The sequence below is a fragment of the Staphylococcus sp. EG-SA-2 genome, assembly GCF_017152085.1.
Genome location: NZ_JACYHC010000708.1, coordinates 1 through 13,682, shown reverse-complemented (window position 1 = coordinate 13,682; position 13,682 = coordinate 1). Strand labels below are relative to the sequence as shown.

Here is a 13,682-nt window from a genome sequence, read left to right as displayed (position 1 = left end):
TTAATGATGGTAAAGTTGGCCCAATTACACGTCAACTACAAGAAGGATTTGAAAAGTATATAGAGTCACACAGTATTTAAAATTCTTTCATCATATTTTTAGATTAAATTACTTAAATTTATCAACTTTCGTAAGTGAATTATGTTATAATTTAAAACGAAGCTTAAAAGTGTTGTTTAGAAAACACATATTAGTAAAAAGTGCCATTTTGTTTCTCATTTTCAGTTGAAATATAATGATAAAAATTATAAAATTTTCTATGAGTTACAAATATGATGTGCATCATATTTTACTAAGTACGTAAATGTTACAGTTCATAAATTTATGCTAACCATGAAAATGGGATAGCAATTATTTTGAAAACTAGAGTTTATCGCCTACAGAGATTCAAAAACATGTAGTTTTAGACACGGTAACATTATATGTCAAGTAAGTGACTATAGAATGTATGGTGTCAATGACAGACATTACGATTTAAAATTAGTCGTGTAATGTAGGCATTGGTTGAGGATTTACAATAATTATCTGGACATAATATTTGTACCAGTATGGTGTTATAAATTAGAATATATGGCTCTTGAAAAACCTATTTCTAGAGCCATTTTCTAATTGAAAGTGAGGTGGACGAGTTGGAGCAGTTTTATCAATTAGGGTGGACACTTGATTCTGCAGGTGGTGCATCTGGCGAAGCATATATGGCTGAACAAGATGGACAAAAGTTGTTTTTAAAACGAAATTCAAATCCATTTATTGCGGCATTATCAGCAGAAGGTATTGTGCCCAAATTAGTATGGACGAAGCGCATAGAAACAGGCGAGGTTGTTACAGCACAACATTGGAAAAATGGCCGTGAACTATCTTCAAACGAAATGAAGCAAACAAGAGTTGCACATTTATTAAAGAAGATACACAATTCTAGACCTTTATTAAGTATGTTAAAGCGTATGGAAATGGAACCTATTACTCCTGAGATTATGCTTAATAAAATTAATGCCTCTTTATCAAGAGAAGTTTTAACACATCATATTGTGAGAAAATCATTAACCTATTTAGAAGAGCATATACCGAGTTTAGATTCGCGTTTTTTCACTGTTGTACATGGTGATGTGAATCATAATAATTGGTTATTATCCGATCGAGATGAACTATTTTTAGTTGATTGGGAAGGTGCAATGATTGCAGACCCGGCAATTGATATCGGAATGCTGCTTTACAACTATGTTCCACAACAACAATGGTCTGAATGGCTTGAAACATATGGTGTTCAAGAGAGCTTGAATTTAAATAAACGTATGAAATGGTATACGGTAATTCAATCTATAGGTCTTGTTCAATGGTATGAAGAGCAAAAAAGATATAAGGATATGAACACTTGGCTTAAATTCCTAAATGAAGTTATGAATAGTAACATGTTTATTTAAGAGGAGAATAAAATATGAGAGTTCGATACAAACCATGGGCTGAAGATTATTTAAAAGATCATCCTGAATTGGTTGACATGGAAGGTCAACATGCAGGGAAAATGACTGAATGGTTTGATAAAACGCAACCGATACACATTGAAATTGGTTCGGGTATGGGGCAGTTTATTACAACATTAGCTGCTCAAAATCCTCATATTAACTATATTTCAATGGAACGTGAGAAAAGTATCGTTTATAAAGTATTGGATAAAGTTAAAGAGATGGGTTTAACAAATTTAAAGATTATTTGTAATGACGCCATTGAATTAAATGAATATTTTAAAGACGGCGAAGTTTCGCGTATTTATTTGAACTTTTCAGATCCATGGCCAAAAAATCGTCATGCAAAACGACGTTTAACGTATCATACGTTTTTAGCGTTGTATCAACAAATCTTAAATGATGAAGGAGATTTACATTTTAAAACTGATAACAGAGGACTATTTGCCTACAGTTTAGAAAGTATGTCTCAATTTGGAATGTATTTTACAAAAATAAATCTAAATTTACATCAAGAAGACGATGGCAGTAATATTTTAACAGAATATGAAAAGAAATTTTCGGATAAAGGGTCACGTATTTATCGTATGGAAGCGAAATTCCATTCACAAAAATAAAACACTTATGAGGGTATGTACACATACAATCATAAGTGTTTTTTCGTACTATAATGGTTCTATAGATAAAGGTTCTATAATAAATCGGACTGATGGAAAAAAGTATTTTACTTTTCATCTGTCCGATTTTTTGATTTTGAATATAAAAAAAGCGCAATTATCTCTATAATTAAAAGTGACTAAACAAATAACTAAAGGAGATAATGCGCCTATAAACAATGTTATACTAAATACCTTTGATTTAAAAGAATAAAGCTTGCATTTTACTTGTAAATTTTAATTATTAATTTAAAATTACAGGCCGATGGTTATGATGCATTTACATATAATATGATTGCATTAATCTTTATAAGTAGTTAGAAGTGTATTAGTGTGGGGCGTTTCGTTTTTGTTCGCATTTATGAATAGTGATATGATGTAATAAATACATGCTAATTGTAATAACGAATACAGAAAGAATAGGTGATGTTATGAAGATCGGGGATATATCTATTCATTATCTAAATGGTGGCAATACAAAAATGGATGGCGGTGCAATGTTTGGTGTTGTTCCGAAGCCGTTGTGGTCAAAGCAATACAATGCAAATGAACGAAATCAAATCAATTTACCGACACATCCAATTTTGATTCAAACGGCTCAATATAATTTGATTATAGATGCGGGTATTGGTAATGGTAAATTATCTGAAAAGCAATTACGTAATTTTGGAGTAGATGAAGAAAGTCATATAATTGCTGATTTGGCAAATTATAATTTAACGCCAAAGGATATTGATTATGTGCTAATGACACATATGCATTTTGATCATGCTGCCGGTTTGACTGATCAAGCGGGACATGCAATTTTTGAAAATGCGATTCATGTTGTGCAACAAGATGAATGGCATGAGTTTATTGCACCTAATATAAGAAGTAAATCAACTTACTGGGATAAGAATAAAGGCGATTATAGTAACAAGTTGATTTTATTCGAAAAACATTTTGAACCGGTTCCGGGTATCAAGATGCAACATAGTGGAGGTCATAGCTTTGGCCACACGATTATTACGATTGAAAGTCAAGGAGATAAAGCAGTTCATATGGGTGATATATTCCCAACTACTGCACATAAAAATCCTCTATGGGTAACGGCATATGATGATTATCCTATGCAATCGATTCGTGAAAAAGAACGCATGATACCATATTTTATTCAGCAACAATATTGGTTCTTGTTTTATCATGATGAAAACTACTTTGCTGTAAAATACAGCGATGATGGTGAAAACATAGATGCATATATTTTACGTGAAACATTAGTTGATAATAACTAAAATAAAGATGTATTACTAAACAAATTTTCAAAAATAAAAAAATGAGCCACATCCAATCTTACTAATTAGGGTGTGGCTCATTTTTAAGTTTTACGATCCAAATCAAATATGGATAAAATTCGTATTAACGCTCTACAATGTTAATGACTTCACCAGTATATGCATCTGCATAAAAATCATAATGAATATTTTGACCATTTTTAATAGTTGTAATTCCACCTTGATAAACTAAACGGTATTTATCAGTTTCAGGATGAACGAATGGTTCATAAACGATATATGAGCCTTTGACATTCATAAAATATGATTTTACTTCATTAAGTACTTTAACGGGATTATAGCGTTTACGATTAATATATTGGATGATTGAAATGGTAGAAATAATTACAATGGCTACTGCAATTATTGTTGGAATTATATATTTCAGTTTAGTCATCATTTATGCTCCCTTGATTTCAAATTCATATCATTAGTTTACCATATTGAAGATGATATAATAACTTATAAGGAGTGAGAACTTTTATGAACATAAATAAAAAAGTAACATTACAACGAATTCAAACTTTAACTGAGCTTCATGGGGCACCAGGTTTTGAAGAAGAAGTAAAAAATTATATGACTCAGCAAATGGCGCCGTATGTAGATGAATTTATTGAAAATCGTATGGGTGGATTTTTTGGTGTGAAAAAATCTAAAAATCCAAATGCAAAACGTGTAATGATTGCAGCACATATGGATGAAATCGGATTTATGATTACAAATATCACTAAAAATGGAATGATTCAATTCACAAATTTAGGTGGTGTTGCAAATGATATTTGGCAAGGACAACGCTTAGTAATTAAAAATAGAAATGGCGATAAAATTATCGGTGTTGTTTCTAATATACCTAAACATTTTCGTACTGGTAGTGAAGGTGCACCGGAAATTAAAGATTTAACATTAGATATAGGTGCTCAAAATGAAGATGAGGTGCGTGAGCGCGGAATAGATATAGGAGATACAATTGTACCTCACACGCCATTCACACAGTTATCTGAACATCGATATAGTGCTAAAGCATGGGATAATCGTTATGGTTGTGTCTTGGCAATTGAAATACTAGAATTATTAAAAGATATAGAATTAGATGTAGACTTGTATGTTGGCGCAAATGTTCAAGAAGAGGTTGGATTACGAGGTGCGAAAGCATCTGCAGAGATGATAGACCCAGACGTTGCATTTGTAGTCGATTGTTCACCTGCCAATGACGTTAAAGGAAACCAACCATTATCTGGTGAACTTGGTAAAGGGACGTTAATTCGCATAAAAGACGGTACAATGATTTTAAAGCCTGTATTTAGAGATTATTTATTAAAGTTAGTAGAAGCACATGACATTGAACATCAATACTATATGTCACCAGGTGGAACAGATGGTGGAGAAATTCATAAAGCTAATATTGGTATTCCGACTGCAGTTATTGGTGTATGTGCACGATATATTCATAGTACAGACTCAGTATTTGATATAAGAGACTATTTTGCAGCTAGATCTTTACTTTCAGAAGCCATTTGTAATTTAGATAATAATCAAATAGAAACATTACAATATAAATAATCGGGTAATAACAACTATTATCTCTAAATAGTTATATATAATCATTAATTAAGGAGACATAAAAATGAAACAACTTGAATCAGAACAACAATTTGAATCTTTAAAACAAGGTGCTACAGTATTTGAATTCACTGCAGGCTGGTGTCCAGATTGTAGAGTGATAGAACCAGATTTACCGGAATTAGAAGCGAGATATCCTATGTTTGACTTCGTATCAGTAGACCGTGACAAATTTATGGATATTTGTATTGAAAATGGTATTATGGGGATTCCAAGTTTTCTAGTATATAAAAATGGTGAACTGCTTGGAAGTTATATTGGAAAAGAACGAAAATCAATTGAACAGATAGATGCATTTTTAGCTCAATATGTGTAATTTAGACTAGAGAAAAACGGGGTAATACTCGTTTTTCTCTGTTACTATGTGTTGATTTATTGTAAACTATTATAAGGTGCGAAATTAGGAGTGTTACATATGAATACCTTTCAAATGAGAGATAAATTAAAGGAACGTTTAAGCCATTTAGACGTTGATTTTAAATTTAATCGTGAAGAAGAAACTTTGCGTATTTATCGAACAGATAATAACAAAGGTATCACGATTAAACTTAACGCTATAGTCGCAAAATATGAAGATAAAAAAGAAAAAATTGTAGATGAAATTGTTTATTACGTTGATGAAGCTATTGCACAAATGGCAGATAAAACCCTTGAGAGTATATCATCTAGTCAAATTATGCCTGTCATTAGAGCGACTAGCTTTGATAAAAAAACTAAACAAGGTGTTCCTTTTATCTATGATGAGCATACTGCAGAAACAGCAGTTTATTATGCAGTCGATTTAGGGAAATCATATCGTCTAATTGACGAAAGCATGTTAGAGGATTTGAAGTTAACTGAACAACAAATAAGAGAAATGTCTCTGTTTAATGTTAGAAAATTGTCAAATTCATATACGACTGATGAAGTAAAAGGTAATATTTTTTATTTTATTAACTCAAATGACGGGTATGATGCAAGTAGGATACTAAATACTGCATTTTTAAATGAAATTGAGGCACAATGTCAAGGCGAAATGCTCGTAGCAGTGCCACACCAAGATGTGTTAATTATTGCAGATATACGCAATAAAACAGGATATGATGTGATGGCACATTTAACAATGGAATTTTTCACTAAAGGTCTAGTTCCAATTACATCATTATCCTTTGGATATAAACAGGGTCATCTTGAACCGATATTTATTTTAGGTAAAAATAATAAACAAAAAAGAGATCCAAACGTGATTCAGCGTTTAGAAGCAAATCGTCGTAAATTTAATAAAGATAAATAGAAATAATTGGATAAGGAGTTTTGTCATAATGAATTTATTTTACAATCCTAAATATGTAGGAGATGTCGCATTTTTACAAATTGAACCAGTTGAAGGTGAATTAAACTACAATAAAAAAGGTAATGTTGTTGAAATTACTAATGAAGGTAATGTTGTAGGTTATAATATTTTTGAAATTTCAAAAGATATAACAATTGAAGAAAAAGGTCATATTAAATTAACTGATGAACTTGTAAATGTATTCCAAAAGCGTATTTCAGAAGCTGGTTTTGATTATAAATTAAATGCTGATCTATCACCGAAATTTGTAGTTGGCTACGTTGAAACTAAAGACAAACATCCTGATGCAGATAAATTAAGTGTACTAAATGTAAACGTTGGAAATGACACATTACAAATTGTATGTGGCGCGCCTAACGTTGAAGCTGGACAGAAAGTTGTTGTTGCTAAAGTAGGTGCAGTGATGCCTAGCGGTATGGTAATTAAAGATGCTGAATTACGTGGTGTTGCCTCAAGCGGTATGATTTGTTCAATGAAAGAATTGAATTTACCTAATGCACCTGAAGAAAAAGGTATTATGGTATTAAATGACAGCTATGAAATTGGACAAGCATTTTTTGAATAATTAAGGAAGGTAGTGAAAATATGAGCTGGTTTGATAAATTATTCGGCGAAGATAATGATTCAAATGATGACTTGATTCATAGAAAGAAAAAAAGACGTCAAGAATCACAAAATATAGATAACGATCATGACTCATTACTGCCTCAAAATAATGATATTTATAGTCGTCCGAGGGGAAAATTCCGTTTTCCTATGAGCGTAGCTTATGAAAATGAAAATGTTGAACAATCTGCAGATACTATTTCAGATGAAAAAGAACAATACCATCGAGACTATCGCAAACAAAGCCACGATTCTCGTTCACAAAAACGACATCGCCGTAGAAGAAATCAAACAACTGAAGAACAAAATTATAGTGAACAACGTGGGAATTCTAAAATATCACAGCAAAGTATAAAATATAAAGATCATTCACATTACCATACGAATAAGCCAGGTACATATGTTTCTGCAATTAATGGTATTGAGAAGGAAACGCACAAGTCAAAAACACATAATATGTATTCTAATAATACAAATCATCGTGCTAAAGATTCAACTCCAGATTATCACAAAGAAAGTTTCAAGACTTCAGAGGTACCGTCAGCTATTTTTGGCACAATGAAACCTAAAAAGTTAGAAAATGGTCGTATCCCTGTAAGTAAACCTTCAGAAAAAGTTGAGTCAGATAAACAAAAATATGATAAATATGTAGCTAAGACGCAAACGTCTCAAAATAAACAATTAGAACAAGAAAAACAAAATGATAGTGTTGTCAAACAAGGAACTGCATCTAAATCATCTGATGAAAATGTATCATCAACAACAAAATCAATGCCTAATTATTCAAAAGTTGATAATACTATCAAAATTGAAAATATTTATGCTTCACAAATTGTTGAAGAAATTAGACGTGAACGAGAACGTAAAGTGCTTCAAAAGCGTCGATTTAAAAAAGCGTTGCAACAAAAGCGTGAAGAACATAAAAACGAAGAGCAAGATGCAATACAACGTGCAATTGATGAAATGTATGCTAAACAAGCGGAACGCTATGTTGGTGATAGTTCATTAAATGATGATAGTGACTTAACAGATAATAGTACAGATGCTAGTCAGCTTCATACAAATGGCATAGAGAATGAAACTGTATCAAATGATGAAAATAAACAAGCGTCAATACAAAATGAAGACACTAATGACACTCATGTAGATGAAAGTCCATACAATTATGAGGAAGTTAGTTTGAATCAAGTATCGACAACAAAACAATTGTCAGATGATGAAGTTACGGTTTCGAATGTAACGTCTCAACATCAATCAGCACTACAACATAACGTTGAAGTAAATGATAAAGATGAACTAAAAAATCAATCCAGATTAATTGCTGATTCAGAAGAAGATGGAGCAACGAATAAAGAAGAATATTCAGGAAGTCAAATCGATGATGCAGAATTTTATGAATTAAATGATACAGAAGTAGATGAGGATACTACTTCAAATATCGAAGATAATACCAATAGAAACGCGTCTGAAATGCATGTAGACGCTCCTAAAACGCAAGAGCACGCAGTAACTGAATCTCAAGTTAATAATATCGATAAAACGGTTGATAATGAAATTGAATTAGCACCGCGTCATAAAAAAGATGACCAAACAAACTTAAATGTCAACTCATTGAAAACGAATGATGTGAATGATGGTCATGTTGTGGAAGATTCAAGCATGAATGAAATAGAAAAGCATAACGCAGAAATTACAGAAAATGTGCAAAACGAAGCAGCTGAAAGTGAACAAAATGTCGAAGAGAAAACTATTGAAAACGTAAATCCAAAGAAACAGACTGAAAAGGTTTCAACTTTAAGTAAAAGACCATTTAATGTTGTCATGACGCCATCTGATAAAAAGCGTATGATGGATCGTAAAAAGCATTCAAAAGTCAATGTGCCTGAATTAAAGCCTGTACAAAGTAAACAAGCTGTGAGTGAAAGCAAGCCTGCGAGTCAAGCCGCACCATCATCAAGATCTGATTCACAAGAGTCAAACACAAATGCATATAAAACAAATAATATGACATCAAACAATGTTGAGAACAATCAACTTATTGGTCATGCAGAAACAGAAAATGATTATCAAAATGCACAACAATATTCAGAGCAGAAACCTTCTGCTGATTCAACTCAAACGGAAATATTTGAAGAAAGCCAAGATGATAATCAATTGGAAAATGAGCAAGTTGATCAATCAACTTCGTCTTCAGTTTCAGAAGTAAGCGACATAACTGAAGAAAGCGAAGAAACAACACATCCAAACAATACTAGTGGACAACAAGATAATGATGATCAACAAAAAGATTTACAGCCTTCATTTTCAAATCAAAATGAAGATACAGCTAATGAAAATAGACCTCGGACGAACCAACAAGATGTTGCAACAAATCAAGCTGTACAAACATCTAAGCCGATGATTCGTAAAGGCCCAAATATTAAATTGCCAAGTGTTTCATTACTAGAAGAACCACAAGTTATTGAGTCGGACGAGGACTGGATTACAGATAAAAAGAAAGAACTGAATGACGCATTATTTTACTTTAATGTACCTGCAGAAGTACAAGATGTAACTGAAGGTCCAAGTGTTACAAGATTTGAATTATCAGTTGAAAAAGGTGTTAAAGTTTCAAGAATTACGGCATTACAAGATGACATTAAAATGGCATTGGCAGCGAAAGATATTCGTATAGAAGCGCCTATTCCAGGAACTAGTCGTGTTGGTATTGAAGTTCCGAACCAAAATCCAACGACAGTCAACTTACGTTCTATTATTGAATCTCCAAGTTTTAAAAATGCTGAATCTAAATTAACAGTTGCGATGGGGTATAGAATTAATAATGAACCATTACTTATGGATATTGCTAAAACGCCACACGCACTAATTGCAGGTGCAACTGGATCAGGGAAATCAGTTTGTATCAATAGTATTTTGATGTCTTTACTATATAAAAATCACCCTGAGGAATTAAGATTATTACTTATCGATCCAAAAATGGTTGAATTAGCTCCTTATAATGGTTTGCCACATTTAGTTGCACCGGTAATTACAGATGTCAAAGCAGCTACACAGAGTTTAAAATGGGCCGTAGAAGAAATGGAACGACGTTATAAGTTATTTGCACATTACCATGTACGTAATATAACAGCATTTAACAAAAAAGCACCATATGATGAAAGAATGCCAAAAATTGTCATTGTAATTGATGAGTTGGCTGATTTAATGATGATGGCTCCGCAAGAAGTTGAGCAGTCTATTGCTAGAATTGCTCAAAAAGCAAGAGCATGTGGTATTCATATGTTAGTAGCTACGCAAAGACCATCTGTCAATGTAATTACAGGTTTAATTAAAGCCAACATACCAACAAGAATTGCATTTATGGTATCATCAAGTGTAGATTCGAGAACGATATTAGACAGTGGTGGAGCAGAACGCTTGTTAGGATATGGCGATATGTTATATCTTGGTAGCGGTATGAATAAACCGATTAGAGTTCAAGGTACATTTGTTTCTGATGACGAAATTGATGATGTTGTTGATTTTATCAAACAACAAAGAGAACCGGACTATCTATTTGAAGAAAAAGAATTGTTGAAAAAAACACAAACACAATCACAAGATGAATTATTTGATGATGTTTGTGCATTTATGGTTAATGAAGGACATATTTCAACATCATTAATCCAAAGACATTTCCAAATTGGCTATAATAGAGCAGCAAGAATTATCGATCAATTAGAGCAACTCGGTTATGTTTCGAGTGCTAATGGTTCAAAACCAAGGGATGTTTATGTTACGGAAGCAGATTTAAATAAAGAATAATTATGAGTAAGGAGTTTTATATAATGACACACTATCATTTTGTCGGAATTAAAGGTTCTGGCATGAGTTCATTAGCACAAATCATGCATGATTTAGGACATGAAGTTCAAGGATCGGATATTGAGAACTACGTATTTACAGAAGTTGCTCTTAGAAATAAGGGGATAAAAATATTACCATTTGATGCTAATAACATAAAAGAAGATATGGTAGTTATACAAGGTAATGCATTCGCGAGTAGCCATGAAGAAATAGTACGTGCACATCAATTGAAATTAGATGTTGTAAGTTATAATGATTTTTTAGGACAGATTATTGATCAATATACTTCAGTAGCTGTAACTGGTGCACATGGTAAAACTTCTACAACAGGTTTATTATCACATGTTATGAATGGTGATAAAAAGACTTCATTTTTAATTGGTGATGGCACAGGTATGGGATTGCCTGAAAGTGATTATTTCGCTTTTGAGGCATGTGAATATAGACGTCACTTTTTAAGTTATAAACCTGATTACGCAATTATGACAAATATTGATTTCGATCATCCTGATTATTTTAAAGATATTAATGATGTTTTTGATGCATTCCAAGAAATGGCACATAATGTTAAAAAAGGTATTATTGCTTGGGGTGATGATGAACATCTACGTAAAATTGAAGCAGATGTTCCAATTTATTATTATGGATTTAAAGATTCGGATGACATTTATGCTCAAAATATTCAAATTACGGATAAAGGTACTGCTTTTGATGTGTATGTGGATGGTGAGTTTTATGATCACTTCCTGTCTCCACAATATGGTGACCATACAGTTTTAAATGCATTAGCTGTAATTGCGATTAGTTATTTAGAGAAGCTAGATGTTACAAATATTAAAGAAGCATTAGAAACGTTTGGTGGTGTTAAACGTCGTTTCAATGAAACTACAATTGCAAATCAAGTTATTGTAGATGATTATGCACACCATCCAAGAGAAATTAGTGCTACAATTGAAACAGCACGAAAGAAATATCCACATAAAGAAGTTGTTGCAGTATTTCAACCACACACTTTCTCTAGAACACAAGCATTTTTAAATGAATTTGCAGAAAGTTTAAGTAAAGCAGATCGTGTATTCTTATGTGAAATTTTTGGATCAATTAGAGAAAATACTGGCGCATTAACGATACAAGATTTAATTGATAAAATTGAAGGTGCATCGTTAATTAATGAAGATTCTATTAATGTATTAGAACAATTTGATAATGCTGTTGTTTTATTTATGGGTGCAGGTGATATTCAAAAATTACAAAATGCATATTTAGATAAATTAGGCATGAAAAATGCGTTTTAATATGTTTATAATAGAGTAGTATGGGTATTTATTATTAATGACATTATTACATGTTAATTAGGAGGCGTTTTTAATGGATTGGATTTTACCAATTGCTGGAATTATCGCTGCGATTGCATTCTTAATTTTATGTATCGGTATCGTAGCTGTATTAAATTCTGTTAAGAAAAACTTAGATTATGTTGCAAAAACACTTGACGGTGTAGAAGGTCAAGTTCAAGGTATTACTCGTGAAACAACAGATTTACTTCATAAAGTAAACCGTTTAACTGAGGATATCCAAGGTAAAGTAGATCGTTTAAACTCAGTTGTAGATGCTGTTAAAGGTATCGGTGACTCAGTACAAACGTTAAACAGCTCTGTAGATCGTGTAACAAATTCAATTACACATAATATTTCTCAAAATGAAGATAAAATCTCACAAGTTGTTCAATGGTCAAATGTTGCAATGGAAATTGCAGACAAATGGCAAAATAGACACTACCGTCGTGGAAGTGCAAATTACAAAGCTAATAATGTAGCAACTGATGCAAATCATAGCTATACTTCTAGAGTAGATAAATAATTAATAATTAAACAAATGCACTTAAATGAGATTGTTACTTATTTAAGTGCATTTGTTATAGGAGGATATACAAATGACGCAGCAACAAAATGATAAAAGAACATTAAAAAATAAACACACTTATCAAAATGAACCACTACCAAACCGTAAAGATTTTGTTGTTAGTTTTATAACTGGCGCGCTTGTTGGTTCAGCTTTAGGTTTGTATTTTAAAAATAAAGTTTATCAAAAAGCAGATGATTTAAAAGTCAAAGAACAAGAACTGTCGCAAAAGTTTGAAGAAAGAAAAACGCAACTTGAAGAAACGGTTGCCTATACAAAAGAACGTGTTGAAGGATTTTTAAACAAATCTAAAAATGAGCAAGCGGCATTAAAGGCACAACAAGCAGCGATAAAAGAAGAAGCAAGTGCAAATAATTTAAGTGATACATCACAAGAAGCACAAGAGATTCAAGAAGCTAAAAGAGAAGCACAAGCAGAAGCGGATAAAAGTGTGGCTGTATCAAATGAAGAGTCAAAAGCATCGGCATTAAAAGTACAACAAGCAGCAATAAAAGAAGAAGCAAGTGCAAATAATTTAAGTGACACGTCACAAGAGGCACAAGAGATTCAAGAAGCTAAAAAAGAAGCACAAGCAGAAACAGATAAAAGTGCAGCTGTATCAAATGAAGAACCAAAAGCAGTGGCATTGAAAGCACAACAAGCAGCGATAAAAGAAGAAGCAAGTGCAAATAATTTAAGTGATACATCACAAGAGGCACAAGAGGTTCAAGAAGCTAAAAAAGAAGCACAAGCAGAGAAAGACAGTGACACATCAACTAAAGATGCAAGTGCAGCAAAGGTAGAAGTATCAAAACCAGAGTCACAAGCTGAAAGATTAGCAAACGCTGCAAAACAGAAGCAAGCTAAATTAACACCAGGTTCAAAAGAGAGTCAATTAACTGAAGCGTTATTTGCAGAAAAACCAGTTGCTAAAAATGACTTG

Annotated in this window: 13 protein-coding genes; 12 read left to right on the top strand and 1 reads right to left on the bottom strand. The window is 32.4% G+C overall.

The window, feature by feature from the left end; genetic code table 11:
• From IDG60_RS22355 to IDG60_RS12960, 4 genes are all read left to right on the top strand, one after another.
• On the top strand, nt 1–80 hold an 80-nt coding region (locus tag IDG60_RS22355; RefSeq protein WP_241013372.1), incomplete at its 5' end, for a hypothetical protein.
• A 549-nt stretch (nt 81–629) separates the two neighbouring features.
• Nucleotides 630–1,421 (top strand): phosphotransferase family protein, encoded by a 792-nt coding sequence (locus IDG60_RS12970; RefSeq protein WP_000434765.1) that lies wholly within the window; start codon nt 630–632, stop codon nt 1,419–1,421.
• 14 nt (nt 1,422–1,435) lie between these two features.
• Nucleotides 1,436–2,080, top strand: coding sequence for a tRNA (guanosine(46)-N7)-methyltransferase TrmB (gene trmB / locus IDG60_RS12965; protein WP_001266162.1), 645 nt, complete (start codon nt 1,436–1,438; stop codon nt 2,078–2,080).
• Nucleotides 2,081–2,550: 470 nt separating this feature from the next.
• Nucleotides 2,551–3,393 (top strand): YtnP family quorum-quenching lactonase, encoded by an 843-nt coding sequence (locus tag IDG60_RS12960; protein ID WP_000689582.1) that lies wholly within the window; start codon nt 2,551–2,553, stop codon nt 3,391–3,393.
• Between the two features lie 124 nt (nt 3,394–3,517).
• On the opposite strand, the gene IDG60_RS12955 is transcribed toward IDG60_RS12960, so the two are convergent.
• A complete protein-coding gene (locus tag IDG60_RS12955) occupies nt 3,518–3,829 on the bottom strand; it encodes a PepSY domain-containing protein (protein ID WP_000163829.1) in 312 nt (103 codons plus the stop codon).
• Between the two features lie 86 nt (nt 3,830–3,915).
• On the opposite strand from IDG60_RS12955, the gene IDG60_RS12950 reads away from it, so the two are divergent.
• The 8 genes from IDG60_RS12950 to IDG60_RS12915 all read left to right on the top strand — a co-directional run.
• Nucleotides 3,916–4,992 carry a M42 family metallopeptidase gene (locus tag IDG60_RS12950; RefSeq protein ID WP_001024576.1) on the top strand — a complete coding sequence of 359 codons (1,077 nt, stop codon included), beginning with the start codon at nt 3,916–3,918 and terminating at the stop codon, nt 4,990–4,992.
• 64 nt (nt 4,993–5,056) lie between these two features.
• Complete coding sequence (locus IDG60_RS12945; RefSeq protein ID WP_000811163.1) at nt 5,057–5,368, top strand: thioredoxin family protein; 312 nt, start codon at nt 5,057–5,059, stop codon at nt 5,366–5,368.
• Nucleotides 5,369–5,467: 99 nt separating this feature from the next.
• Nucleotides 5,468–6,325 carry a DUF1444 domain-containing protein gene (locus tag IDG60_RS12940; RefSeq protein ID WP_001091387.1) on the top strand — a complete coding sequence of 286 codons (858 nt, stop codon included), beginning with the start codon at nt 5,468–5,470 and terminating at the stop codon, nt 6,323–6,325.
• A gap of 28 nt (nt 6,326–6,353) precedes the next feature.
• Nucleotides 6,354–6,950 (top strand): YtpR family tRNA-binding protein, encoded by a 597-nt coding sequence (gene ytpR / locus IDG60_RS12935; protein ID WP_001048368.1) that lies wholly within the window; start codon nt 6,354–6,356, stop codon nt 6,948–6,950.
• Nucleotides 6,951–6,970: 20 nt separating this feature from the next.
• Nucleotides 6,971–10,795 (top strand): DNA translocase FtsK, encoded by a 3,825-nt coding sequence (locus tag IDG60_RS12930; protein WP_000118314.1) that lies wholly within the window; start codon nt 6,971–6,973, stop codon nt 10,793–10,795.
• Between the two features lie 23 nt (nt 10,796–10,818).
• Nucleotides 10,819–12,132, top strand: coding sequence for a UDP-N-acetylmuramate--L-alanine ligase (murC, locus tag IDG60_RS12925; protein WP_000150169.1), 1,314 nt, complete (start codon nt 10,819–10,821; stop codon nt 12,130–12,132).
• Between the two features lie 73 nt (nt 12,133–12,205).
• Nucleotides 12,206–12,697 carry a DUF948 domain-containing protein gene (locus IDG60_RS12920; RefSeq protein ID WP_000383814.1) on the top strand — a complete coding sequence of 164 codons (492 nt, stop codon included), beginning with the start codon at nt 12,206–12,208 and terminating at the stop codon, nt 12,695–12,697.
• 73 nt (nt 12,698–12,770) lie between these two features.
• The coding region (locus tag IDG60_RS12915; protein ID WP_206160766.1) for a hypothetical protein at nt 12,771–13,682 on the top strand (912 nt) is incomplete at its 3' end.

Coding starts and splice junctions, on each gene's coding strand:
- trmB (WP_001266162.1), top strand. CDS start 1,436: ATGAGAGTTCGATACAAACCATGGGCTGAAGATTATTTAAAAGATCAT.
- IDG60_RS12960 (WP_000689582.1), top strand. CDS start 2,551: ATGAAGATCGGGGATATATCTATTCATTATCTAAATGGTGGCAATACA.
- IDG60_RS12955 (WP_000163829.1), bottom strand. CDS start 3,829: ATGACTAAACTGAAATATATAATTCCAACAATAATTGCAGTAGCCATT.
- IDG60_RS12950 (WP_001024576.1), top strand. CDS start 3,916: ATGAACATAAATAAAAAAGTAACATTACAACGAATTCAAACTTTAACT.
- IDG60_RS12945 (WP_000811163.1), top strand. CDS start 5,057: ATGAAACAACTTGAATCAGAACAACAATTTGAATCTTTAAAACAAGGT.
- IDG60_RS12940 (WP_001091387.1), top strand. CDS start 5,468: ATGAATACCTTTCAAATGAGAGATAAATTAAAGGAACGTTTAAGCCAT.
- ytpR (WP_001048368.1), top strand. CDS start 6,354: ATGAATTTATTTTACAATCCTAAATATGTAGGAGATGTCGCATTTTTA.
- IDG60_RS12930 (WP_000118314.1), top strand. CDS start 6,971: ATGAGCTGGTTTGATAAATTATTCGGCGAAGATAATGATTCAAATGAT.
- murC (WP_000150169.1), top strand. CDS start 10,819: ATGACACACTATCATTTTGTCGGAATTAAAGGTTCTGGCATGAGTTCA.
- IDG60_RS12920 (WP_000383814.1), top strand. CDS start 12,206: ATGGATTGGATTTTACCAATTGCTGGAATTATCGCTGCGATTGCATTC.